Raw genomic sequence first — 23,156 nt, 5'->3', positions numbered from 1 at the left:
TTCTTTGCTGTTATCTCTCATCTACTGCTGGCTCGTTGCGCGCCGCGGCGCCCAGTATCTGCGCGTTGACCCGCTGCTGCCAGGCGACATCGTGCCAGAACGGGTGATGGGGGGCGGCGTTCGAACACAGGATGTAGCCCCAGAAGTTGAGGCGCTGGCAGGCCGCCACCGCGTATTCGGCGATATCCTTGCCGACCGGCCCCTCCTCGAAGTTTGTGAGCAGCGGCGTATAGCCGACATACCCCTCGCCAATCACGGCTGGAATGTTCCGCTGCTCAGCCCAGGCGGCCAGCGCTTGCAGGCGCAGATCGATCACCTGGCGCATGGCCACGCGGTAATCTCCATAGTGGTCGTAGAGCCAGAGGTCCCATTTGTCGGGATCGGCCCAGTCATGGATATAGAAGAGCCGACGGCTGACCCCTGTCGCCTCCGTCTTCCACGCCTCTTCCGACGGGGGCGCCCAGGTCTCAAATGGTGGCGCGTCCTTGCGCAAGATTTCCCGTGCCAACTCGGTTGGAAAGGGTCCCTCGTTGCCTCTCAGGCCTGCTTCTTGAAAGAGCTGTTCCAGCACACCATAGATATAGAGGTGGAAGTGCGCCACCTGCATGTTTTGAGGCAGATCGTGCATATGGGTGAGCGGTACCCCGCCGTAACACACAGTCATAAGAATATCCGGATGCTCATCCCGCAGGAGCGAGACCGCCTGCTCCAGGTAGGGTTTCTCTGCGGCAAAGGTGTCCTCACCTGGTTGGGCTACCTCTCGGAGTTTGGTCAATTCAACCTCATTGTGCAATTCGGCATAGGCAATGCGATCATCCAACTGATGTTCTTTCAGAAAGGTGATCATGCGTCCCATAGCGCGCGCCAGTGCCTTGAAGCGTTCTTGCGGCGCGATTGCCATCAGATCCTGGTACCAATCGGAGGTGGAGAGAAAACTCGGGCTCTGTTGATATTCCCAGGAAGAGAGAATGACAAAGACATTATGCCGTTTGGCTGCTTCAAAGAAACGCAGGAAATGCTCGCGTCCGTTCAGGGTGGCGCCCCCTCTGGTGTTGTACCAGCGCGTTCGCTGTCCGAATGTACCGCCGAGATTGCTGAAGGTGAGTGCGCTTGTATCGCGTCCATGGTCTCCGAAGAGCAGATAGGGCATCGCGCAGATACGGACGGTATTATAGCCACGCTCAACAGCCTCGGCGAATGCCCGGTCCAGGTCGGCGAATGGTTCGCCGGGCATGGTCATGGTATACCAGGAGAAGTCCCAGAGCGAGATGGTGAGCCGTTGGGGTAAGTGTTCTGGTATCTGGTAATGAGAGGTATGCATGTACAGCTCCTTCTTGTTTATTTGACAGCTCCACTGGTCAGACCGGCCAGGAAGTAGCGCGTTCCCAGCAGGAAGGCGACAATAATGGGGAGCACGCTGATGGTGGTGCCCAGCATGACGGCAGGGGTATCGTTCGCGTACAGCCCATACAGGCTGGTCAATGCCAGGGGCATGGTAAACAGGTTTTTATCGTTGAGAATGATGAGCGGGATCAGGAAGTTATTCCACACGGCTAAGAACGTCAGTATGCCGAGGGCGGCAAGGCCGGGGACGATCAATGGCAGCACCACGCGCACATAGGTTCCCCAACTTGAGCAGCCATCCACGCGTGTCGCATCATAGAGCTCATCCGGGATCGTCTGTCCGATATACTGCCGCATCCAGAAGATGCCGAAGGCGCTGGCCATCGATGGGACGATGAGCGGCCAGTAGGTATTGAGCCAGTGAAAGGTTTTGATCTCCACAAACCAGGGGATCAGCCCTACGGTCGGGGGAATCATGATTGTTGCCAGCATCCCGTTGAAGAGCCAGTTGTAGCCGGGCGCCTGGCGAAAGCGCGCAAAGGCGTAGCCGGCCAGGGAGCAGAAGAACAGCGTGAGTAGGGTTGAGGCTCCGGCCACAAAAAAGCTGTTAGCCAGCGCCCGGCCAAGGCTGAACGCGTTGATCAGGCGGGTAAAGTTATCGATCAAGGCCGTCCCGGGCAATGCCGGTGGTGGAAATTGATAGGCCTCTGCCTGGGTGTGCGTGGCGAGTACGATCATCCAATAGAATGGGAAAATGAACACGAGCGCCAGCAGTGCAATGCAGATGGTGATGAACAGGCGTAGTGTGCGATTTGATGAGAGCGTCGGCATCGGCGATGTCCTTTCTTCACAAATGGGCGTTACTCGTTCCGTCCCAGGCGGAAGTTCAAGATGGCGAAGAGCACCACCAGGGCAAAGATGACCCATGCCACAGCGGAAGCCAGGCCAAAATTAAAGTCCTGGAACGCCGTCTGGTACTGGTAGAGTCCCAGGGTGGTTCCCTGCTGCAGCGTTCCGCCGGTCCCACCAGTCAGGACATAGGGCTCATCGAAAATCTGCAAACCGCCGATCGTCGCCGTGACCGTGCTGACCAGGATCACTGGTATCATCAAGGGGAAGGTAACGGAACGCAGCAGGTGGCGTCCGGACGCGCCATCCACGCGGCCCGCTTCGTAAATCTCAAAGGGGATGCTTTGGAGCCCTGCCAGGAACAGCGTGAAATGCCAGCCTGTCCAACGCCAGACCACCATTAAAATGATCAGTGGCTTGAGCCAGAAGCCGGTGGTGAACCAATCGTATTCCACTTTGTGGCCAGCAAAAAAGCCGAGTACCGTATTGATCAGGCCCGCATTCGTCGAAAACAGCACATTCACAATGATGGCTGTCATTGCCGGCGCGACCAGCAGTGGGAACAGGAATACCACGCGAAAAAAAGTGCGAAATTGAGAGACATAGTAATTGACCAGAAAGGCCAGGACGAACGCGATCACCAGTGTTGCCAGTGTTGATCCGATCCAGACAATCAGCGAGTTGCCCACGACCTTCAGGAAGGTAGGGTCGTGAAACAGATTGATATAATTCGTCAACCCTACAAAGACTGGCTGGGAGAGGCCATCCCAGCGCGTCAGGCTATAGTAGAGCGAGGCAAGCAGCGGATAGGCTCCGAAAATGCCAAAGAGGATATAAAACGGAGCAATATAGACATAAAACGTCCAGTGGTCGCGCACTCGTTTGAGGAGTGCGCGATCGCTGCGTGGTTCTTTGTGTGTGACAGGGGTTGAGACAGTGGGTTCATACCCGGTATCGATGTGCATGATTCAGTCCTTCTCTCGCAATCCTGGATTGGGGATAGTAGCCGCGCTTGTTCAGAGCGGGCCGGCTACTGGCCCGTCTTCGCCTGAATCTGTTGCTTGGCCTTGGATATAGCGGCATCGATAGCCATGTTGCCACGTGTGATATCGGTGAGCATCGAGGTCACAACGGTCCCTACAATGGCATCGTTGGGATTGGCGATCGGTGGCGCCATCTTCTGCTGCACCTGCGAGAAGACCTGATTGACCTGCTGGCCTTTGTAAAACGCATCGCTCTCGTTGAGCCATGACTGGCTGAGCGCAGGTGTCCAGGCGGGGTAGAGGTCGTTGGCAAGATACATGGTTTTAAGGCTGTCTGGGTCCTGGGTGACGAACTTGACAAAGTTCCAGGCTGCTTGTTTATTCTGGCTGCTTTCGAGAATGCCGATAAAATCACCGCCGCTATCATAGGCGGTCTTTCCTTGAAAGGCTGGAGCGGTGGTGACGCCCCACTTGCCACTCGTCCCTGGTGCGTAGACGCTCTTCAACAGACCGCCAAACCAGTTCCCGCTGAGGTAGACCGCAACGGTGCCATTCTGCGTGGTCGCGTTCGCCTCGGCGCTGCCCTCTTCAAGCGGTGAGACGATCCCGGCCTGCCAGGCATCTTTCGTGTATTGCATGGCGGTTTTAAAGGTGGGATTGTCGAGTTGGAGATTGCCTTTGGTATCGTAATAGGAGAAGCCCGCCTCAGCGATAATGGTCTGAAAGATCGCGCTTGGACCGACGATCATCCATTGTTTGCCCTTGATCGTCATCTTCTTGCCAACCGAGAGAAAGGCATCCCAGTCCTTCAACAATGTGGAGACCTGATCGGGCTCGCTGGGCAGACCAGCCTTCTGAAACAGGTCGCGACGATAGAACAGACCGCCGGGGCCCGTATTTTTCGGCAGGGCAAAGACCTTTCCCGTCTGCTGGTTGGCTACGTAGTCCCATGAATAGGGGGCGTAACTCCCTTTATATTGCGACGCATTGTACGGTGCCTGTGAGAGATCGACAAAGCCCGGTTTGCCCTTAAACTTGGCGACGACACCAATTTCTACCATAGCCACATCAGGTCCCGTGCCAGAGACAATAGCGGCGAGGAGTTTGGTCGCGTAATCGGTATCAGCATTCGCGAAGGCCTGAACATTCACCTTGATGGTGGGGAACTTTTTTTGAAAAATAGGAACGGTTTTGGCAAAGGTTTTGTCGTTGTCTGGCCAGGTCCAGACGGTGATCTGCCCGGAAGCATTGTTGTTGCTGGCTTTTGTGCTGCTTCCATCATCTCCACAGGCGGCTAAGAGCGAGCCGATAGCCGCGGTAGAGAGGCCGAGTGCGAGAGATCGAGTCGTGAACTCACGGCGAGAGATTTTACGTGCCTGCAGGCTGGAAACAAGATCGTGCATATGGTCGTGACGCATTCTTTTACCTCCATGTAGAAGACAATTTCCTCAAACTATGATGGACACATTACCATGCCTGTTGATTACTACACCGTTGTACACATATGTTGTCCTGTCGGCTTTATGACAAGGCGTACGGATGTCCGATAGAGCCCGCTATGGATGCCTATCAGTTTGTCGTTGAATTCTTCGTCAGTTCGGTTGCCAATACTCCTTTTGCACGCTGAGGCACTCCTGGTTCAGAGGAACCTGTCGAGCCCGCGTCGTCTTGATGTTTTCCCTGATTTTGTGTATCATACAGTTCTAACCACCACACCACATCTTCAAGGTGGGCGCGCATAAAGCTTTCAGCGCGTAAAGCATCATGGGTGAGAATTGATTCGGTAATCTGTGGATGAAAATGGAGCGCGCTATTGACGAGCTGTGGAACAAGCCAGGTAATCTGACGCCCCTCTCGTAGTTGCCCATGCACGTGTTCAAGGGTCTCGAGCAGAAACGGGTTATGCGCGGCGCGTACGATGGTCATATGGAAGAGCACATCTTCCTCCTGCGAAATGCTCTCCTCGGAGGCACTCTGCTCTTGATACACCTTGAGATTTTGCTGATGGATCAACTGTACCTCGTCGCATCGCTGCTGAATTTCCTGGCATTCCTCTTCAGTGGCTCTTATGGCGGCTAAGCGTGCCGCCATTGGTTCGATAGCCAGGCGCAATTCTAAGAGATGAAGCAATGACGTGCGTACGCCTTCAACGAGTACCCCACTGGTCGCAGGTGTTTGCTCCCAGGCTCTACGTTCATTGACAAAGATACCTCCTCCGTGCTTCACATACAGGAGTCCCATGTGACTTAGAACGCGTATCGCCTCGCGCACTGATGATTGGCCAACTCCGAAGTGCACAGCTAGCTCACGCATTGTTGCCAGGCGGTCACCCGCTTTGAGTTTGCCACTTTCAATGTCTTTTTTGAGGCTTTTCATTACTACTTCATACACCTGCTGGCGTTGAATCTTGTCTTGCATACGTCACTCTTCCTCGAGTTGCAATTGATCAGATCATCATCACAAAATAGGCATCGACTTCGAAGGGCCGCGCTACTTCAAGGATGTGATAAAACAAGGTTAACATGCTAAATTTATATCTGTCAATAGTGACAAAGCACAAATATATTCTTATTTGTATCACAAACGCGTTTTGAGGTAGTCTAGTGATGTGATCAGCTCTCTTCAGTATAGTGTATTGATCAGATCACCTGTAATCCACACTATGTGCTGATAGAACAGGAGTAGACGTGGTTGCCAGGACCCCGGGATTTGCGGATGTGGAAGCGGAAGGTGAAAGAGGCGCATGTACATGGGAGCGTGGTTCTGTCGCCGGTGGTGTTGCCCAATGGAGGATGCCAGCGAGCTTGCACATTGAGTTGTCAGCCCTAAACTGCTGGGCGGATGAACAGGTATTGAAACCGATCTTTGGAAGTATAGTGAATCCTTGATAATTCATGAGTATCATGGTATCATAGGCTTATGAAACTCAGCGAGTATGCCAAACAGCAAGGGGTCCGCTATGAGACCGCCTGGCGTTGGTTCCGGGATGGGAAGATCCAGGGGCGGCGCGTCGGGGCTCACACGATTCTCATTGATGAACCAACCACGGTCTCCGCCCCCGTATCGAAGCCTCACACCGTGGTCTACACGCGGGTGTCTTCCGCCGAAAACAAGGCCAATCTGGATCGTCAGGTCGAACGGTTGGTCGCGTACTGCACGGCTCGTGGTTATCAGGTGAGCCGGGTGGTCAAGGAACTTGGCTCTGGTGTCAATGACAACCGCCCCAAGTTTCTGGCGCTTCTGGCTGATCCGAGCGTGGGGCGCATCGTCATTGAGCATAAAGACCGCGGCACCCGCTTCGGGTTCCGTTACATTGAGACCTTGCTTCACACCTATGGACGTGAGATCGAGGTCGTCAATCAGGCTGACACGAGCACCGAGGACCTGCTCGCAGACCTCACCAGCATTGTGTACAGCTTTTGTGCTCGACTCTATGGACAACGGCGTGCCAAACGAACGACAGAGCGTCTGGTGCAGGAGTTGGAGGCCGAGCATGCAGTTGACTGAAAAGCATATCATTGATCGCAGTGATCCCCGGTATGGGGCGCTCGATGCCGCCTGCTTCGCCTCTAAAAACCTCTATAACGCGGCGCTCTACGAAATGCGTCAGGCCTTCATCTTTGAGGGGATCTCCCTCAGCTACCAGCAGATGGATCGGCGCATGCAGTTGCATGAAGCCTACAAAGCCCTGCCGGCCAAAGTGGCCCAACAGGTGCTCCTACTGCTCGAACGCAATTGGACCTCGTTCTTTGCAGCCCTCAAGGCCTACAAGGCCGATCCCTCCACGTTCCGTCGTCGTCCCCAACTGCCCACCTACAAGCACAAAACGACCGGTCGTAATGTGCTGATCTATACGATGCAGGCCGTCAGCCGCAGCAAACGGACCCTTGGTCGGCACCTCATTGTACCTTCAGGATTGGGCATTCAGGTCAAAACGCGGCAAGACCCCAGGACGATCGCGCAGGTCCGTGTGGTTCCCAAACACGGCTTTGTCGTCGTAGAGATCGTGTATGAACAGGAGCCAGCCGAATCTGCCGTCGATGCTTCCCTCATCGCGGGCATCGATGCTGGTGTCGATAATGTGATCGCGTTAACTGCAAACAAGCCAGGCTTTGTCCCGGTCGTCGTTAACGGACGCGGTCTCAAAAGTACGAACCAGTTCTATAACAAGACGATGGCCGATCTGCAACAGGCTCTCGGCCGCCCTGGCGTGACCCGACGCATGCAGCGCCTGACGATCTGGCGCCATCGACGCATCGAGCATGATCTGCATACCATCTCTCGCTTTGTGGTGGATCTGCTGGTCTCCGAGGGCATTGGCACGCTGGTGATCGGGCGCAACGCAGGCTGGAAGCAGGAGAGCAACCTGGGCGCACGCAACAACCAGCACTTTGTTCAGCTTCCCCATGCGCGCTTGATCCAGATGCTTACCTACAAAGCGGAGCATAAAGGCATCCGGGTGTTGCTCACGGAAGAGGCCTACACCAGTAAGGCCAGTTTCCTGGATCGTGATCCACTACCTCCCTATCAGTCTGGGCAGGAGAAGCCGCCTGTGTTCAGCGGAAAACGCATCGCACGGGGCCTCTATCGGGCCCAAGATGGCCGACTCATCAACGCTGATTGTAATGGATCGTACAACATTATTCGAAAAGCAGCTCCTGATGCCTTTGAGGTGGAGGGAGTAGCGGATGGGGAGTGCAAGGTTCATCTGCCAGTAGTCCATCCCGTGAGGCTGTCGTTCCCTCACTAAGCTGCTCACGTGAAAATCCTGACACCTGTCAGGATTCGCTAGTCGTGACGGAACTATGAAGGATAATAGAGAACAGTGGTGTTCGCGACAGAGCCTTTTGCCACAATAAAATGGACCTTGTCTTATTTTAATTTCTATATATGGGATTGCGAGCGGAAAGAGAGGAGGGCGGCTGTTATTCTGGTGGAGGATACTGCTTTTACTTCTATGGGAATGCACCTGTCGATAAGTGGGATTGTACCCTGTATGTGCATTTTAGACATTTTTTCGAGAATTCCATCAATCAAAATATTTACGCCATTATTTTTATTGACATGAATTTTTTTGATACTGTATAGTTGTAGTATAAAACTGAACAATGGCGCAATCAGAAAAAAAGATGTTACTGCTACTCGCAACAATTATCGAAGGAAATCTCTATGGAGATACAGTGCAACAATAAATTTAAGTATTTGCTGATATGGAGGTAATCGAAAATACCAGCTGATAATCTTCTTCGTTGTTACATCTTCGTCGATCTCGCAGTTACTTCTGATTCTAGCTATTGTATAAAATGTTTGGTTGTAGGAGAAGCTTTTTTCATGCAGTATACGCAAAGACATTTTTTCTAGCGATGTGACCGATACACTGCCCCTTACAATCATCGGCAAAACATCCTCAAGGACGTACACGATCAGCCGCACAGTACGGTGTTTCATATCCTAAGATCTTGAGCTCACTCGACACACCGTCAAGCATTTAGAAGATGCTCTTTCTTTCTGCATCTTCATCTCTCTCTCAGCTAGCTTCTGATTGAAGCTATTCACATCTTATTTTTGGATTTGGGAGAATTTCTTATTATGTATTTTACACAGGGACGTTTTCTATCTCTGAGGCAGACGCGATGGGGAACCCGCCTCATGTGCCCTCTGCTTGTTCTGGGTATGCTATGCACATTCTTTTCCTCTCCGACTGCCCTGGCTGCCCGAGCCAACAGCGTACCGCCAATGCTAAAGACGCCAGATAACACAATGAATGGCCAGCCTGCGCTGGGTGATGCGTGGCAGCCAGTTAAGCTCGATGGAGTCGCTAGCAAGGCCGGCTCTGTAGTTCCCGGACGGGTACTGTTACAGTTGGCCTCGGGGACTACAATTTTCGCGAACGACAAATCTTCCCATAAAACCTCTTCCCCCACTCTCAATAAGGCGCTGGAAGCCCTCCACACCACAGCGCTGCGCTCATTGGGCAACAATCTGGTACTTGCCGAGATTGGAAAGGCCGACCCCACAGCCGCGGCCACTCAACTTGCAACGATCTCGGGTGTTGTGCTTGCTGAACCAGATCGGTATGTTATGGGTATGAACACTCCTCCTACTACTCTACCCACCTCAATCGTCAATGTTGCAGCCAAACAAGCAACTACGCAGATGGAGCAGCAAGCAACCAGTTCGGCATTGCCATCCAATTACGGACTTACCTCTTCATTGGAGAGCTGGCTTAATGCTGGCGGAGTCAACGCCATGGGTGCCTACCAGGAACTGCAGAGCCGCTACAACCAGCTACCTGGTACAGGTGAGATCATCACAAACGTCTGTATAGGTGACCTGACCGATCAGTCGATGGCGGATGCTGGAGACTCATATGTTCGGTCCAATGGCCCAACCACGATCGTTCGCAACGGTCAACGCTATCTGGACCTGCCATCTATGCCGCTCATCCCTACCTGGACGACTGATGCCTCTGGCAAGCTCGACCCGACAGGCTCCACCGAGGGGCAGGATCCGGCGAACGGCGAAATCCTGCTTGACTTCAGCGTAATGGCCCCACTGCCACACGATCAGCAGCGTCCTGATGCTATTGGCAGTGGAGCTACCGACCTGCTGGGCATCGCACCAGGCGCGTCGTACCGTCTGGTGGTTCCTTCACAGCCAACCTTCGACGAGATCGCAACCGCGCTACTGGCCGCAGCACAACAGAATCCGCGTCCGACCGTTATTAATGCGAGCCTGGGGTTTGGTACCGATGTCAACGGCTTTGCTGGTCGTTATTTGGAAGATGATCTACTGCTCCAATCCACTATCTCTACCATCGTACATCAGTACGGCATCACCGTTACTATCGCGGCAAACGACGGGACTCGCCTCTATACGCCAGCCTCCGTGGGACCTGATGGTGGCAGCACTCCAACCAATGTAACCAGCGATCCGAACCGCGTCACTAATATTGACGATGACGCATTCTCTACTACTCCCAGCCAGGTCATGGATTCCGGTGCAATCGCGGCAGGGGGCACCACCACCGATAATACCCTGACCAATGGTAACATGAGTACCGCGACTGTCGCGGAAACCAGGGTCAGCGGCTCCGGTAACTTCTCCTCTGGCTTCGGCTCTCGCATTAATCTCTCCGCGCCAAGCGACAATATCGTCGCGTTTGAGCACTACCAAACAGGTGGCGCGACCGCACAATCGGTCTTGCCTGTGCTCACGGGTGGCACCTCGGCGGCAGCGCCAGAGATCGCGGCTGCCGCTGCCGTGGTTCACCAGGCTGGATTACTTACAGGGCATCATTTAATGCCCGCTCAGATCCGCACCTTGTTAGAGAGTACTGGTCGCACTGTGGGTACACCCGCACAAATCGATCGTCAGCTTCAGGTAGGCCCTCAACTGGACATTACCGCCGCGGTAGATGCCTTGCTTCCCCATGATCCTGGCAGCCAGGATCCTCAACTGGTTCGGCTTTCTGTCGCACACCACCAGACGCTCGGCGGCCTGGGAGGCAGATTCATAGAGATGACCGATCAGAATACCATCGATCTCGCGGGCCCATCCAATGGTTTGAACCAGCCAAGTGGTGAAGGGCTCTCTGGACCGGTCACGTTCGCTGCCGACCTTACCAACACCCGACATGGAGACAGCTATCAGTTAACCGTTGGTTCGACACGTTTCCTCTCAGCCACGCCATCTATCCGTGTCACACCGATACAGTTGCTAGAGGCAGCTGGACTCCCCGTAGTATCTACTACGGATCGTACCTTGAATGTGGCCTTTGATGTGCTCCGAGAAGGTCGTACGGTAGCCTCGGTAACCCGCACCCTGACCTTGAGTGCCAGCGATGGCACATTCACAGAGGCATTAGCACCGACCGTTAATCCTATCGTGCAGCCAGGACATGATGTCAGCGTACAGTATGATCTCAGTGGTGTGCGCAATGTCGCATCCCCCCAGCTGGTTGTTTCCACCGTTGGACACTGGAATCCTGTGCTCGCGCCACTCTTCAACGTGGCCTGGTCAACGCCGCTAACGCAGACAAGTGGCACCATCACCATCCCGGCCAGTGTCTTCTCTTCTGGCGGTGGCATCTACGGCGTGGGACTGATTCAGAATAGCGCCAGGACGGCCGCACCCATATATGGTGAGTTCGCCCCGGTGCGTTTAGACGGTTTTAGCGCAAACAACCGACCAGATGCTCCGATTGTGTCCTCACCAGGTCAGAAGCCAGGCCACCAGGTGATTATCACGCGTAACGCCCCTGATTTCACCCTGCGCTACTCGGTTGACGAGATAGACGACGCACAGGGTGCGATCCTTGAGATCTCAGCTCCTGGGCCTACGCTTTACAACTCGCTCAATACATTCACCGCACAGAATGGGACTGCTCGCGACAACGATGGCTATGATAGCGGGTCTATCGTTTATCAGCGCCTCCCTGGAACGTCGGGTGTCATATCGCTCAATGCCCCTGGGCTCGATTTGACCGACGCCCTCCAGTACAATCTGCGGATACTGCCAGTAAACAGTCAAGGTGACGTAGTCGGCCAGGCCTCTCCATCTTCGGCCCTGACCTTCAATAACGGTATTATCCCTGACGATGGGATCGCGCTCGATTTTGCCATCGCTGGCCCAGACTCAATTGTCATCAGCAGTGGCATATCCGGGTTATCGGTACTCCACTACAATTCGATCACCGGTGTATATGGCGCAACAATTACTCGCGATGTCACGCCAAATGCCCGGTACAGCGTGATTGGGGTAGACACCCAGCTGCACCGCGTGCTGCTAACACATCAAACGAGCAGTGATACGAAGCTGTTAGAGATCTGGGATATGGTGGCTAACCAGGAGGTTGGTGAGCCCATTACTCTGGCATCCAATCAGTATGTGCTGCAGAGCGGCCGGGTCGATCAGCAGAACCACCGGGCAGCACTGTTGATGTGGGTACAACCCGGCAACGCTGACGAGATCCTGCCACTCGATCTGGCAACGGGCAAACTGGGTACGGCAATCCCTCTGGACTCCGCCGAGAACGTGAGCGCTGGCTACTATAACACCATCGACCTGGATCAGGCCACTGGCCATGTGCACGTTTCTCGACAGGTCTGCCTTGGTATCGGTTCCTCACAAGTGCTGGACGTAAACCTGGATACCATGCAGGTTACGGCATCTACTGCCTTTGTAAGTAACTGTAGCCTTGCCTTCGCTGACGACCAACAGGGAGGTAACGGATGGTCGCTCTCCTACACCTCTTTCAGCGTCAACTTTCCCGGCACAACCCGCCTTCAGTCCTTCGACGAAAAGACGCTTCTTGCTGGCAACAGCTTTGTGCTACGCAGGGAAAAACCGTTGACATTGGCTGTGGATGGCATACATCATCTGGCAGTAGTCGCCTATAAAACACCCGTTGGAAAGCTATTTTTCGGAATGCCACCACAGATGACGGATAGCAATGTGATGAGCCAGCTTGACCTATTGGATCTCAACACCGGTGCCGTCGTGCGCACGCTCTCTGCATTTAACTTTATCAATGGACTCAATCCGCTGGGCCTGCACAGTCAGCGCGGCATTCAGCTTGACCCCTCAACCCGTACCGGGTGGACATTCGGGCCTGATAACGCGCAGATCCAGGCCTTCAAGTACTGATGCGCTTGTGTTTGTAGTATGGCTCATCATTAATACAAGTGGCGCGCGATTTATTCACGCGCCACTTGTATTTTATGGAAGCCCCGGTTGGAGTGCCGTGTAAACGCGAAAATGCCATGATGCTGTGTGAAAGGCCTGCGCAAGATTGGCGGTTGTGTTGCAAGAAGGAAGTTGATCTGGTAAGGTCGGGAAAAAACAGAACCAAGAGGATCTATCATGATCGAACAGAGCCCCTTCAAGTGGCGTCATTTCCAGGCCCACCTCATTCTCTTGCGCGTCAGGTGGTACTTGCGCTACGCGCTCAGCTACCGCGATCTCGAAGAGATCATGCTTGAACGAGGGTTGCAGGTGGACCATACCACGATCTATCGCTGGGTTTAGCACTATGCCCCTGAACTTGATCGGCGTTGCCGCCCTCATGCGAAACTCACGACCGATTCCTGGCGAGTTGATGAAACCTATATCAAGGTCAAAAAGCAGTGGATGTACCTTTATCGAGCAGTTGACTCATCTGGGAACACGCTCGATTTCCTGCTCAGTCCAACCAGAGATGCGCACGCGGCTTCGCGCTTCTTGCTCAAAACGCTCGCCGCCTCTCATACGAGCGCGCCACGAGTGATGAATGCGGACAAAAACGCTGCCTATCCCAAAGCTTTTTCTGAACTGAAAGCTGAAGGTCGTCTGCCCAAAAACTGCGAGTTACGACAAGTGAAGTATCTCAATAATCTGGTGGAACAAGATCATCGGTTTATCAAACGATTGACGAAGCCAGGAATGGGCTTTTTCTCCTTCAAGATGGCATGGCGAACCGTACAAGGCTTCGAGATCATGAACATGCTGCGGAAAGGGCAATTACAAGGGGCGGGAAAAGGAGATATGAGGGACCAGGTTGCTTTGGTTGCCACACTGTTTGGAGTGGCCGTCTAAGAACGATGGAGAGGCACCCTCGCGCTCAATTTCTTTTCTTCATATTTCTTGCAACACAACCCAGCGCACCTTACCGCCAACCTCCCCTGCTTTGCCCGGCCCGTTGTAGTCCTCCTCCCATGAAGATACGGAGCAGTATGGTACGTACGAACTGAAACATGCCGATGAGGACAACAAGGCCTCCCAGCCCGACAAATATCAATGGCGAGGCCCAGATATCTATAAATGAATTCCCGATTCGGCCATCCTGTGGGGTAGCCGGATGATAGCGTACCTGTACCTGCAACCCCTTGTGCCAGGCAGAGTCACTGCTGGTTGAATCAATGGTAATGGTTTGCCCCCTTTGGGTCCGAAAACGGACCGTGGGACTACAGGAGTTGGAAGCATCACCATCACCATACACACAATTGATAATTGTCCCCTGGGCTGTGATCGTCCCTGGCAAAAACGTAATGGTATCTCGAACAAGATAGATACCAACCGCCAGAAAAATGAGTCCGAAAAGCAACACAAAACAGCCTGAATCGCCCTTTTTCCTGGTCCTATAACGTATCATCGAAATGAGAATCCTTCCTTCTGTACGGGAATCTTTCACTGGTCTAGAGACCTGTATATCCGAATCGTTCCGCTTCTCGTGCAAAACTCACCTGAAGTCTGATTTTCGTGATCTTCTCGTTATTGCACTGCCTCAGAACTGTTCCATCCCTATGGATGCGCTTCTACCATAATACATTTGAGACAGACTGTCTAGGAAAATTCTGCGGTTCTGTGGGAGCTTTCTGGTGGGTTTTACAAGGATAGCTTAGACTCTTTCTAGGATCATCAGTGGGATGATCCTAGAAGTTTTTTGTTGATATATGCTAAGACCAGGAAATTCCCTCACAGCCCTGGCGAAGAGACAATCTCCTTTGTGCTTTCCTGGGCAGCAGCGAGAATGAGATCAGCCACTTCGCGTGCATGGGAAATGAGGGACGCGTGACTGGAGACGATGGTGCTGAGTGTCGAGCCAGCACGCTGAGCCATCCAGCGCTCGCAGTCGGGATTGATACAGCGATCCTGTTCTGAAAGAAGATACCATGAGGGAAGCTTTTTCCAGGCAGGTGGACCTGCTTTCTCCATAAAGCAGTTGATGTTGGTAGGTTTCTGAGCAGCTGCCAGAACCCTGGATCGCACAGGGTCAATATCCTCACTGAACGCCCAATGAAACGCATCAGGATTGATACATACGGTATTCTCTACATAGGATGAGATACCCGACTGGGAGGAAGCAGCAGGCTGAAACCTGGCATTGATTTCAATCAGCGTCTCGTTTTCATCGGGAACCGTGCCAGCAATATAGATCAGGCCAACGGCGTTGGGCGCATCGGTTCCCGCTCCAGTAATGACCATCCCACCATAGGAATGTCCGACCAGAAGCGTTGGACCAGAGAGTGAGGCAAGGGCGCTCTTTGTCCGTGCGATATCGTCTGATAAGCTGATCAGCGGTAACTGGACAGCAAGGACATGATGGCCAGCCTCTTGCAGAAAGGGCATTACATCTGACCAGATTGAACCATCACAGAAGGCTCCATGGACCAGGACAATATTGGCATGCATTCGCATTTTTCTCCTTTTCGGGAACGTAGAATAGTTCTTTATCTCTTCATACTGGCATTGACAGCTCTCTGAAGAGAGCGCAAAGCAAGAAGATCTTTTTTTCTGAAGGGATCACCCTTGTTTCTCCCTGTTTTTCCCTTGACTATACAGGCTATACCGGTGGTATGTCCAATACGTATTTCTTCTTACGGTGAGAGCTCTCGTGCATGTAGAAAGATTGCGGGTTGGTTCGATACCATGCTCACAACGTACGGTCATGCTCCCGGGGGCACATCTCCCATCCTGCCACTGACCATACATCGACCAGATGTGTACACTGCACCGGTTCCTCGCCTCCATCATACGGCTCCACCATGCCCTCACAGGCCCATGAGAGCCTGCTCACGCCCTTGTGCTCCCCTGGACCGATCAACGTCACGATACACCCTCTCTCCCACGCTGGCTTCACTGGCTTCATGGACATCCTCTCCCTCCCTCTTATCTCACCAGCGGGAACACCTCGACCAGGCAGGGACGCTTGCTCAACCGAAGGCTTCAATAGGTGTACCTTTGTGCTTACTCAACAATTTTTCTTGTAGTGCGTCAATATTGCCACTTGGGCTTACCGAGGAGAGATATGACATCATCACCGTTTATACTGAAGTGGTGGTAATACTCGCTCGATCTCTGCACGTTGGGCTTCGAGCCAGGACGGAAGTTGGAGTCGTGTTCCTAATAGCTCGACTGGCTCATTGATGGCAAAACCTGGTGGGTCGGTTGCAATCTCAAAGAGGACACCACCGGGCTCGGGAAAGTAGATCGAGTGGAAATACTGGCGATCCAACATTGGTGTGACATTGTAATCGTGATCATCAAGAAGCCCTTGCCACTTTTGTAGCGCTTCATCTGTAGCTGCACGCCATGCGACATGATGCGCGATACCGGCTGCCATCGATCCAGCCCAAAATCCATTGGCATTCCGTACATCTACACGTGTACCCGATTCCCCTGTCCCAAGTTCGTAACGGAGCGTGTTCTGCTCCTCAGAGACCAATCGAAATCCCAGCGTGTTGGTCAGGAGACGAGCTGTCTGCTCAGGCTCGTCTTCCCAAAGCGTCACACTCGCAATCCCACGAATGGTGTGCTCAGATGGGATCGTTCCATTCTCCCAGACAGAATCTGTTTGTTCCCCCAGATGCGCAACCAGTTCGATGATCAGCCCATCAGGATCGCAGAATGTGAGGACTTGTTCACTAAAACGTGTCGTTGGTCCCTCGTACTGAATACCATGTTCGAGCAACCGTTTGATCCAATAGCCAAGTGACGTCTGAGGTACTGAAAAGGCTGTGGCATGAATTTGCCCAACTCCTTGTCGTCCCCGAGGAGCACCTGGCCAGATAAAGAAGGTCATAATCGTACCGGGATGCCCTTCCCTATCACCATAGTACAGATGATAGGAACCAGGGTCATCAAAGTTGACAGTCACTTTGACCAGTCGCAATCCCAGGACGCCCGTATAGAAATCGATATTGCGCTGGGGATCACTTGCGATCGCCGTGACATGATGGATACCAAGAAGACTGTGTTGCATATGCATTTTCCTCCTTATTAGCTGGCATCTGTAACCGCTGCCCAATCTCCTGAAAGGTGAGTTCCTCGGCATAACGCAGCCATACAATCTGGCGAAATCTCGTCGGCAAGGAGCGTATTGCCGCATACAGGTGATCACGTTGGTCGTGTTGTTCGGCCAGTATTTCAGGTTGAGGGGCAGAATCGAGGAGGGCAGCAAACATAGAGCTCTCCTCCTCTTCAGGTGCAGGGAACTCTGTGAATACGACGTCAAAGGATGATTTCTTCCCTTTGCGCAATTCATCGATGCAGCAATTCCGTGCAACTCGAAAGAGCCAGGGTTTGAGAGAACAACACCTTTGGCCCGTCTCATAATTCCTCAGGAGCATGGGCAGCGAGAGATAGCATCGGAGCCACACGTATTGGAGCACATCATAGGTATCATCATCCCCAATATAACTTCTGACAAAGTTATAGAGGATTTTTTGATACCGCTGTACCAGTATTTCAAAGATGGCTTGATTTCCTGTAACTATGAGCTTGATCAACTCATGATCATCAAGTGTCTGTTGTGAATATGGCAAAAGAACGGTAGAAGACATAGCATACGTACCTCATTTCTTTTTCTTTACGATTGCATCTGACTCCCATGTTCTTCATATTGGCACTCCATGCAATTACGCACCTTCGATACTCCATTGAGTGGTATCGTATAATGCAAGAGGTGCGCTTCCCTCTGCCATGGGAATCAGATACTGTCACACAAAGCAATCAACAGATCACGCTGGTCATATCAGTGTGCAATCTGTGCTCTTCCACTTACAAAGTATGCAGCGACCTCAGCTACACGCCGACCCTGAAATCTCGCAGCCTCTAACACAATTTCATTAGGTGGAACAGAACCATTGTCCGACGTATACGAAACTCCATAGGGATTACCAACCTGAAACTGCACCGGATCAAGATAACCAGGCGGTACGATGATCGAACCCCAGTGATAGAAGACATTGTTCAAGGCGGTAATCGTCGTTTCTTGTCCTCCATGTGCTGTTCCGGAGCTACTAAAACTTGAGACGATCTTATTGGCAAGTTTACCCTGTGACCACAGTTTGCCTGTACGATCAATGAATTGTTTCAATTGTGCGGCAAGCAGACCAAACCGGGTTGGCGTACCAAATATGATGGCATCTGCCCATTCGAGATCCGTGAGCGTTGCTGTGGCGATATGCTGTGTCGCTTTCCTGTGCGCGGCCCAACCCTGGTTCGTTGCAATCTCCTCTTTAGGTGCAAGTTCCTCAACCTCTCGTAACCGCGTTTGTGCCCCTGTACCTTTAGCACCTTCTTCTACAGCCAGTGCCAACTGGTAGGTTGACCCCGTCGCACTGTAGTAAATGATCGCTACTTTGACATCTGCTGACATGAATTTTTCCTCCCTGGTATATTAAAATTGGAATGTGCCTATACCATCTACGCTCCATGATACGGAGAAAGACCTCGACAATCGCTGGATCATAGACACGATCAGCAGCATACAGACATATCTCCGCTTGCGCTACGGACGGCGTATAAGCTTACCAATACCGTCGTAAGCATACATTCTGATATCAGAGTTTCAAAGATCGTTACCCGTCGTTTAGCTATCGTCTTCCCTGGTAAAGCATCACAACCATCGGAGTCAACCTGAGGACGAATCAACAAGCGTTTGGTCATATGAGCATCACATCCAATAACAAATAGGATTTCAGGAATTCTCTGGGAAGTCAGTGGACATTACGTTTCTTGTCACACTACATTGCACGTCACGTTACTTCACATTCTGCGTTTAAGATATTCTTGATCGTTGTGGGCTTCTTGGTAAATAAGGCCAAGAGCGGTCAGATTTTGAGGTCATGAGTGATCAATCAGCACGAAGAATGATCACTTGTACATTTGTCCTTGGGAAAAGCGCTCCCCATCTGGTATACTTCCTTCGAGAACTGTCAATTGCGTTCGCGTCTCAGAAAACTGAGAGGAGATACTCCTGTTCGTACAAGAGGAGGGAAAATGGACATACGAGAGGCAGTCAAAGTAATTCGGGAACATCTTCCAGCAGAGCTTGTCGAACAGGTATGAGATGCTCTTGATGTTCCCGTTCCCCAATCAGGGGATGTAACCCATGCATCAACGTTTCATGTAGTGACCCAAATAAAAGTGCTCTTTGATGTCGATGCCTGGGGGGAAGCTGAGGCTGAAGAAATGGTCAAAATGGCAATCAAAGCCAAACCCGTTCTCTATGGTGCTTTTGGCAAAGAAGTCTATGGACGAGTAACGGAAAACATCGAAATGAAAGGCACAGTTGAAAACATGCCGGATATTGGGGATGACCCTCTCATGGACCTTTCCGACTCCTACGGGATGTAGTTGATAAATGGTGCGAATGTTCGACGGTTTTTGAGGTGAAATGTGGGATTTTGGCGTGAAACATGGGAATCGACCATTCATCGTCTGAAAAGCCACTCTACAAGCGGACTGTTGCATACAGTCGTTGTAAATTCGGAAGAGTAGCGCTGTGCACATTTCGAGCAAAAACATCACCAGATCATAAGAGAGAGTAGTCGAGATCGGTTCGACATCAGACATGTGCATTCGACCCTCCGGCTCTCTTTGGTCCGCCTAGTCGAGGGAAGAGTGGGAGTCTCACTCCTAGAATAAACACCCCTCTTGTTCTCAGTTGCTTTTCAATATACTCTTTCACTGTGTAGAACACGCCATTCCCAAAAACGGGTCAAGCTCAAACAGACAAAGGAATTTCTATGGAAACACACACTGCATCTTCTTTGACGCTCTTGGGGAAGAGAATCGTTGTACTTGGAGGAACGTCAGGCATAGGATTCGCAACAGCTGAAATGGCGGCGCGTGAGGGTGCAACCATGGTGGTTGCTTCAAGCAGACGCGAGAACGTTGACCATGCCGTTGCACGTCTTCCCAAAGGGACGGAGGGCTATACAATCGATCTCTCGAACGAGGAGCATGTTCGTGGTTTCTTCGATCAGATTGGGGCCTTTGATCACCTGGTGTTCACAGCAGGCGATATGCTGCGGATGAACGAGGTGAGCGAAACCAATATGGAACAAGCACGGCACGTCTTCGATCTGCGTTTCTGGGGTGCATTCATGGCGGTGAAATATGGGAGGAGTCAGATCAGACCGGGAGGCTCCATCGTGTTGACCTCTGGCATAGTCGGACGGCATCCGCGCAAGGGCCAGACGGTTGGGGCAGCCATTTCAGGTGCCGTCGAGGCACTGACTCGCGCACTGGCCATCGAGCTGGCCCCCATCCGCGTCAATGCGGTTTGTCCTGGACCCGTCATCACCGAGATGTGGGGACATATGTCGGAGGAAGATCGTGCAGCGATGTCTCGGCGTATCGGGCAGACACTGCCGGTTGGACGTGCGGGAGAGCCGCACGATCTGGCGCAAACCTACCTCTATTTGATGCGCGAAGCATTTAGTACCGGTCAGGTGATCATTGTGGATGGTGGGGCTATCTTCGTGTGAAGCATCTGTTTGGCAAAAAAGGAAAAGACTCCATCATGCAAGCAAAGGTAGGCTGTTTTTCGTCTACGAACAGCTTGTCCTTACTTGTAGCAGTTCTGGGTAATCCGACATCACACGAACAGCCCGAATTTACAACGACTGTATGCAACAGTCCGCTTGTGGAGCGGCTTTCTCAGGTATAGATGTTTGATTCCCATGTTTCGCACTGATTTCCCAGGTTTCACCCCAAAAAGTGTCAAACATTTATGCCATTTACCAGTAGTGATGGGGAACGATTGAGGTCAAAATGTTCCCCTCAATTGCTCCCCATTACGTGTGATTTGTGCTCGATAGGAGCGAACATCAGAGACGGAGAAAGAGGCAGCAAGCGAGCGAGCAACACAACAGATTGCATTCCCAAACGAGGAGCAAGAGTTTCCCGGATCGCGTCCCACAGAACAGGTGACAGAGGGACACCTCCAGAAGAAGGAGGGATCGCAACCCACCGCATCGGGCAAATGCCTGTTTTCTGGAGTGGTTCCCATTGCTCTTCAGTGTTTTGAGGAGAGTGGTGTCTCACGTGTGGAGTGCCCAGGCTGTGGGAGAACGTGGACCCTCTCTGCACATGGAGGAGCCTTGCACTTCAAATCTCATGACAAACGCAAAACGAACGCTCCCAATACCGGACAGCGATGGGCCAGGGGAGAAAGAGAAACGGACTGGGATGTGGTCGGAGAGTGAGGAACAATACACCCTCCATTTACACCATGCTGATGGAAGAAGCTAGATAGGAAGCGCTTTTTCAAACGACTCTGCTTGTGTTGATCATTCTTCGCGCTGGTTGATCACTCGTGGCCTCAAAATCTGACTGCTCTTGGCCTTATTTACCACTTCTGACCTGAGCCCATCTTCGTTGCGCTGGCGGCATACGCGGATAACGAGCTCTGCCCTAACAGAGTGGTCGCGGCGGCAACGGCGCCTATGCTCTTCACAAAATCGCGCCGCGTTGAACGTAATTTTTCAAACATCATTTCCTCCTGGATAATCCCACATACAAACGATTTCTGTAGTTACAGATCAGAAAAAAAGTTAGGATGTATAAACATCGCCATGTCCGTCAGTACATCCCGGCGAACATCTATAGCATACATGCTGGCACGCCCCTGGCAGAGAGCGTTGCCTATCGTCTAGCCATCGTTCTGTCTTCACGCGCATAAAGTCCACCCCGACTTCTATCGGGAAGGGTGCAAGGCATCTGAGATGTAGTCAGAAGTGCCGAGCTGCTGGCGCATCAGCCGTGTGGCGCGATAGAAGTAGGTCTTTGCTGTTGACTCTGGCATGTTGAGTGCCTCCCCAATCTCTCCAAAAGATGGCTTGGAGACATAGCGTAGCCAGACCACATCGCGAAACTTGGGGGGGAGAGTGCCGATCGCTTTGCGCATGAAGTCCTGCATTTCTCGCTTCTCCGCGATCGCATCGGGCAGCAGCGCCACGTCTATAACGTCGAGCAGAGCTTCCTGGTCGTCGTTATCCTCGCCATAAGTTTCCACTCGCGAAAAGGGCAGCGCGTTACGCTGTTGGTGCCGAATTTCATCGATACATTTGTTGCGCGCGACGTGGAAGAGCCAGGATTTGAAGGCTCGATCGTTGTCCAGGCGCGGTAGGGATGTAAAGAAACAGATAAAGACATTCTGTAACACATCCCATGCCTGATCGTAGTTGCCAATTTGCTGGTAAATAAAGTTAAAGAGTGCTCTCTGATATCGTTGAACTATCGTCGCAAAAGCCTGCTGATCGCCGTCCAGCACCTGCCGTGCCAGCACCGCATCGGGTACCTCCATGCCTGAGCTTACAAGGCAATCCTTTTCTTCAAGAAAAGCGGAACTCATTTTCTGCCTCCTCGTGTAGTCATGACGCCATGTCGACATTATGCCAGTTAAATATATATATGCTGCTCGTCTGCAGCAAATATAGAGGATAGGTGGACGGATGCACCCTGATCATGGCGCGAGCAAAGAGCTAGAAAGGCTTCAGCTACGCGAGGATCATACGCACGACCGATGCCGCGTCGGATTTCAGTCCGCGCCTCAGCAGGGGAGATTGCTGTGCGATAGGGTCTCAGCTCCGTCATGGCGGCATAGGAATCCGCCACCGCCAGGATGCGTGCGTGTAGGGGGATCTCCTCGCCCGCCAGCCGATAGGGATAGCCATCCCCATCCCAGCGTTCATGATGCGCCAGCACCGCCGGGGCCACAGATGACCATGTTCCACCCGCCTTTTCAAGCAGGCTGGCACCGATAACTGGATGAAGGCGCATCACTATCCATTCCTGCTCCGTGAGTGGACCAGGCTTGTTCAGCAGAGCCGGGGGAATGGCGATCTTGCCAAGATCATGCATCAGAGCGGCTAACCCGAGGAGATAGACCTCTTCTTCCGTTTGCTGTAGCTGGTGCGCCACCGCTTGCGCCAGCAGCTTCACCTGCCTGGCGTGCCCGCTGACGGTCCGCTGATACACATAAAACTCCTTCAGGGAGAGATAAGATAAATGTTGTTGCTGAGAGTGTACTTCATCGGGCAGTACAGGAGCCGCTAATGTAGACATGTTCTGGCCTTTCCTTCTTCGTCATACGTCATTTTGACATCTCTTACATGATAGCTGAAGAAGGGGGTGTTCCCAGAGATCGTTACCCATCGAATAGCCATCGAGTGATCATCGTCATGCGTTGGTTTAGAGTCTGGTGGGCAT

The 23,156-nt window shown here is 52.4% G+C and carries 19 protein-coding genes and 1 pseudogene; 6 read left to right on the top strand and 14 right to left on the bottom strand.

The features are described from left to right. Positions 1 to 10: 10 nt before the first annotated feature. From KTT_RS25205 to KTT_RS25185, 5 genes are all read right to left on the bottom strand, one after another. Entirely contained in the window at positions 11 to 1,321 is a 1,311-nt protein-coding gene (locus tag KTT_RS25205; protein ID WP_126599994.1) for a cellulase-like family protein, read from the bottom strand. A gap of 17 nt (positions 1,322 to 1,338) precedes the next feature. After that, a complete protein-coding gene (locus tag KTT_RS25200; protein ID WP_160146128.1) occupies positions 1,339 to 2,175 on the bottom strand; it encodes a carbohydrate ABC transporter permease in 837 nt (278 codons plus the stop codon). A gap of 29 nt (positions 2,176 to 2,204) precedes the next feature. Further along, positions 2,205 to 3,158, bottom strand: a complete 954-nt coding sequence (locus tag KTT_RS25195; RefSeq protein ID WP_126599990.1) for a carbohydrate ABC transporter permease — start codon at positions 3,156 to 3,158, stop codon at positions 2,205 to 2,207. 65 nt (positions 3,159 to 3,223) lie between these two features. Continuing rightward, on the bottom strand, positions 3,224 to 4,594 hold the full coding sequence (locus KTT_RS25190) for an ABC transporter substrate-binding protein (protein WP_126599988.1): 1,371 nt from the start codon (positions 4,592 to 4,594) through the stop codon (positions 3,224 to 3,226). A gap of 151 nt (positions 4,595 to 4,745) precedes the next feature. After that, entirely contained in the window at positions 4,746 to 5,594 is an 849-nt protein-coding gene (locus KTT_RS25185) for a FadR/GntR family transcriptional regulator (RefSeq protein ID WP_126599986.1), read from the bottom strand. A gap of 501 nt (positions 5,595 to 6,095) precedes the next feature. Here KTT_RS25185 and KTT_RS25180 point away from each other — a divergent pair. From KTT_RS25180 to KTT_RS25165, 4 genes and pseudogenes are all read left to right on the top strand, one after another. Next, positions 6,096 to 6,683: an IS607 family transposase gene (locus tag KTT_RS25180; RefSeq protein ID WP_126599984.1), complete on the top strand. Its 588-nt coding sequence runs from the start codon at positions 6,096 to 6,098 to the stop codon at positions 6,681 to 6,683. After that, complete coding sequence (locus KTT_RS25175) at positions 6,670 to 7,926, top strand: RNA-guided endonuclease InsQ/TnpB family protein (RefSeq protein WP_126599982.1); 1,257 nt, start codon at positions 6,670 to 6,672, stop codon at positions 7,924 to 7,926. The genes KTT_RS25180 and KTT_RS25175 overlap by 14 nt, the downstream gene beginning before the upstream one ends. Before the next feature lie 1,010 nt (positions 7,927 to 8,936). Continuing rightward, positions 8,937 to 12,824, top strand: a complete 3,888-nt coding sequence (locus KTT_RS25170) for a S8 family serine peptidase (protein ID WP_235845867.1) — start codon at positions 8,937 to 8,939, stop codon at positions 12,822 to 12,824. A 216-nt stretch (positions 12,825 to 13,040) separates the two neighbouring features. Further along, positions 13,041 to 13,751 (top strand): annotated as a pseudogene (locus tag KTT_RS25165) (IS6 family transposase). Positions 13,752 to 13,821: 70 nt separating this feature from the next. Here the strand turns inward: KTT_RS25165 and KTT_RS25160 are convergent. The 6 genes from KTT_RS25160 to wrbA all read right to left on the bottom strand — a co-directional run bounded on the left by KTT_RS25160 (position 13,822) and on the right by wrbA (position 18,315). Next, a complete protein-coding gene (locus KTT_RS25160) occupies positions 13,822 to 14,307 on the bottom strand; it encodes a DUF3592 domain-containing protein (protein ID WP_126599978.1) in 486 nt (161 codons plus the stop codon). A gap of 323 nt (positions 14,308 to 14,630) precedes the next feature. Further along, a complete protein-coding gene (locus tag KTT_RS25155; protein ID WP_218031008.1) occupies positions 14,631 to 15,347 on the bottom strand; it encodes an alpha/beta fold hydrolase in 717 nt (238 codons plus the stop codon). Between the two features lie 241 nt (positions 15,348 to 15,588). Further along, positions 15,589 to 15,810: a hypothetical protein gene (locus KTT_RS25150; RefSeq protein ID WP_126599974.1), complete on the bottom strand. Its 222-nt coding sequence runs from the start codon at positions 15,808 to 15,810 to the stop codon at positions 15,589 to 15,591. A 162-nt stretch (positions 15,811 to 15,972) separates the two neighbouring features. Beyond that, positions 15,973 to 16,917: a ring-cleaving dioxygenase gene (locus KTT_RS25145; RefSeq protein ID WP_126599972.1), complete on the bottom strand. Its 945-nt coding sequence runs from the start codon at positions 16,915 to 16,917 to the stop codon at positions 15,973 to 15,975. Beyond that, entirely contained in the window at positions 16,868 to 17,497 is a 630-nt protein-coding gene (locus tag KTT_RS25140; RefSeq protein WP_126599970.1) for an RNA polymerase sigma factor, read from the bottom strand. The genes KTT_RS25145 and KTT_RS25140 overlap by 50 nt, the downstream gene beginning before the upstream one ends. A 191-nt stretch (positions 17,498 to 17,688) precedes the next feature. Beyond that, positions 17,689 to 18,315, bottom strand: a complete 627-nt coding sequence (wrbA, locus tag KTT_RS25135; RefSeq protein ID WP_126599968.1) for an NAD(P)H:quinone oxidoreductase — start codon at positions 18,313 to 18,315, stop codon at positions 17,689 to 17,691. Positions 18,316 to 19,070: 755 nt separating this feature from the next. Here wrbA and KTT_RS25130 point away from each other — a divergent pair. Next, a complete protein-coding gene (locus KTT_RS25130) occupies positions 19,071 to 19,295 on the top strand; it encodes a hypothetical protein (protein ID WP_126599966.1) in 225 nt (74 codons plus the stop codon). Between the two features lie 392 nt (positions 19,296 to 19,687). After that, positions 19,688 to 20,431 (top strand): SDR family oxidoreductase, encoded by a 744-nt coding sequence (locus KTT_RS25125; RefSeq protein WP_126599964.1) that lies wholly within the window; start codon positions 19,688 to 19,690, stop codon positions 20,429 to 20,431. Between the two features lie 863 nt (positions 20,432 to 21,294). Here KTT_RS25125 and KTT_RS25120 read toward each other — a convergent pair. From KTT_RS25120 to KTT_RS25110, 3 genes are all read right to left on the bottom strand, one after another. Next, positions 21,295 to 21,441, bottom strand: a complete 147-nt coding sequence (locus KTT_RS25120; protein ID WP_126599962.1) for a twin-arginine translocation signal domain-containing protein — start codon at positions 21,439 to 21,441, stop codon at positions 21,295 to 21,297. Between the two features lie 201 nt (positions 21,442 to 21,642). Then, positions 21,643 to 22,299 carry an RNA polymerase sigma factor gene (locus KTT_RS25115; RefSeq protein ID WP_126599960.1) on the bottom strand — a complete coding sequence of 219 codons (657 nt, stop codon included), beginning with the start codon at positions 22,297 to 22,299 and terminating at the stop codon, positions 21,643 to 21,645. Positions 22,300 to 22,346: 47 nt separating this feature from the next. Beyond that, complete coding sequence (locus KTT_RS25110) at positions 22,347 to 23,012, bottom strand: HD-GYP domain-containing protein (RefSeq protein ID WP_126599958.1); 666 nt, start codon at positions 23,010 to 23,012, stop codon at positions 22,347 to 22,349. Positions 23,013 to 23,156: the final 144 nt, after the last annotated feature.

Source organism: Dictyobacter aurantiacus (assembly GCF_003967515.1).
GTDB lineage: Bacteria > Chloroflexota > Ktedonobacteria > Ktedonobacterales > Ktedonobacteraceae > Dictyobacter > Dictyobacter aurantiacus.
The sequence above is the reverse complement of the archived record's forward strand: the minus strand, read 5'-3'. Positions and strand labels throughout refer to the sequence as shown.

Excerpts from the sequence above, each read along its gene's own strand:
- KTT_RS25190 (WP_126599988.1), bottom strand. The coding sequence starts at position 4,594 with ATGCGTCACGACCATATGCACGATCTTGTTTCCAGCCTGCAGGCACGT.
- KTT_RS25160 (WP_126599978.1), bottom strand. The coding sequence starts at position 14,307 with ATGATACGTTATAGGACCAGGAAAAAGGGCGATTCAGGCTGTTTTGTG.
- KTT_RS25200 (WP_160146128.1), bottom strand. The coding sequence starts at position 2,175 with ATGCCGACGCTCTCATCAAATCGCACACTACGCCTGTTCATCACCATC.
- KTT_RS25175 (WP_126599982.1), top strand. The coding sequence starts at position 6,670 with ATGCAGTTGACTGAAAAGCATATCATTGATCGCAGTGATCCCCGGTAT.
- KTT_RS25170 (WP_235845867.1), top strand. The coding sequence starts at position 8,937 with ATGAATGGCCAGCCTGCGCTGGGTGATGCGTGGCAGCCAGTTAAGCTC.
- KTT_RS25185 (WP_126599986.1), bottom strand. The coding sequence starts at position 5,594 with ATGCAAGACAAGATTCAACGCCAGCAGGTGTATGAAGTAGTAATGAAA.
- KTT_RS25195 (WP_126599990.1), bottom strand. The coding sequence starts at position 3,158 with ATGCACATCGATACCGGGTATGAACCCACTGTCTCAACCCCTGTCACA.
- KTT_RS25110 (WP_126599958.1), bottom strand. The coding sequence starts at position 23,012 with ATGTCTACATTAGCGGCTCCTGTACTGCCCGATGAAGTACACTCTCAG.
- KTT_RS25125 (WP_126599964.1), top strand. The coding sequence starts at position 19,688 with ATGGAAACACACACTGCATCTTCTTTGACGCTCTTGGGGAAGAGAATC.
- KTT_RS25180 (WP_126599984.1), top strand. The coding sequence starts at position 6,096 with ATGAAACTCAGCGAGTATGCCAAACAGCAAGGGGTCCGCTATGAGACC.
- KTT_RS25205 (WP_126599994.1), bottom strand. The coding sequence starts at position 1,321 with ATGCATACCTCTCATTACCAGATACCAGAACACTTACCCCAACGGCTC.
- KTT_RS25145 (WP_126599972.1), bottom strand. The coding sequence starts at position 16,917 with ATGCAACACAGTCTTCTTGGTATCCATCATGTCACGGCGATCGCAAGT.
- KTT_RS25120 (WP_126599962.1), bottom strand. The coding sequence starts at position 21,441 with ATGATGTTTGAAAAATTACGTTCAACGCGGCGCGATTTTGTGAAGAGC.
- KTT_RS25150 (WP_126599974.1), bottom strand. The coding sequence starts at position 15,810 with ATGTCCATGAAGCCAGTGAAGCCAGCGTGGGAGAGAGGGTGTATCGTG.
- KTT_RS25140 (WP_126599970.1), bottom strand. The coding sequence starts at position 17,497 with ATGTCTTCTACCGTTCTTTTGCCATATTCACAACAGACACTTGATGAT.
- KTT_RS25115 (WP_126599960.1), bottom strand. The coding sequence starts at position 22,299 with ATGAGTTCCGCTTTTCTTGAAGAAAAGGATTGCCTTGTAAGCTCAGGC.
- wrbA (WP_126599968.1), bottom strand. The coding sequence starts at position 18,315 with ATGTCAGCAGATGTCAAAGTAGCGATCATTTACTACAGTGCGACGGGG.
- KTT_RS25155 (WP_218031008.1), bottom strand. The coding sequence starts at position 15,347 with ATGCATGCCAATATTGTCCTGGTCCATGGAGCCTTCTGTGATGGTTCA.